Source organism: Clostridioides sp. ES-S-0005-03 (assembly GCF_020658455.1).
Lineage (GTDB): Bacteria > Bacillota > Clostridia > Peptostreptococcales > Peptostreptococcaceae > Clostridioides.
Genome location: NZ_JACVWI010000025.1, coordinates 1 through 542, shown reverse-complemented (window position 1 = coordinate 542; position 542 = coordinate 1). Strand labels below are relative to the sequence as shown.

The 542-nt window shown below is 50.0% G+C and carries 5 tRNA genes; all 5 read right to left on the bottom strand.

Features of this window, described 5'->3' with window-relative positions:
- Positions 1-36: 36 nt before the first annotated feature.
- The 5 genes from IC218_RS21635 to IC218_RS21615 all read right to left on the bottom strand — a co-directional run bounded on the left by IC218_RS21635 (position 37) and on the right by IC218_RS21615 (position 504).
- Positions 37-125: transfer RNA gene (locus tag IC218_RS21635), tRNA-Ser, on the bottom strand.
- Between the two features lie 15 nt (positions 126-140).
- Positions 141-213, bottom strand: a tRNA-Lys gene (locus tag IC218_RS21630).
- A 17-nt stretch (positions 214-230) separates the two neighbouring features.
- Positions 231-306, bottom strand: a tRNA-Gln gene (locus IC218_RS21625).
- Between the two features lie 7 nt (positions 307-313).
- Positions 314-390: transfer RNA gene (locus IC218_RS21620), tRNA-Arg, on the bottom strand.
- Between the two features lie 30 nt (positions 391-420).
- Positions 421-504 (bottom strand) — tRNA-Leu (locus IC218_RS21615).
- Positions 505-542 lie beyond the last annotated feature (38 nt).

Genomic DNA, 542 nt, shown 5'->3' with positions numbered 1-542 from the left:
AGTCCCCTGCTCTACCGACTGAGCTATCTGGGCATTTGGCGGAGAGGGTGGGATTCGAACCCACGGCCCCTTTCGAAGTCACTGGTTTTCAAGACCAGCTCCTTAAACCACTCGGACACCTCTCCATATTCTACTTCCAATGATTCATCCGAGGATCGAACTCGGGACACCCTGATTAAGAGTCAGGTGCTCTGCCAGCTGAGCTAATGAACCTTAACTTTAATATTTAATGGCTGGGGATGCAGGACTTGAACCTACGCATACATGAGTCAAAGTCATGTGCCTTACCGACTTGGCTAATCCCCAATATATGTGGTGAGCGCACAGGGATTCGAACCCCGGACACACGCCTTAGAAGGGCGTTGCTCTATCCAGCTGAGCTATGCACCCACAATAAATATGTATAAATTAAATAAAAAATGGTGCGGATGAAGGGAGTCGAACCCCCACGCCAATGGCGCTAGATCCTAAGTCTAGTGCGTCTGCCAATTCCGCCACATCCGCGCATTTTTTTGGTGGAGGATGGTGGATTCGAACCACCG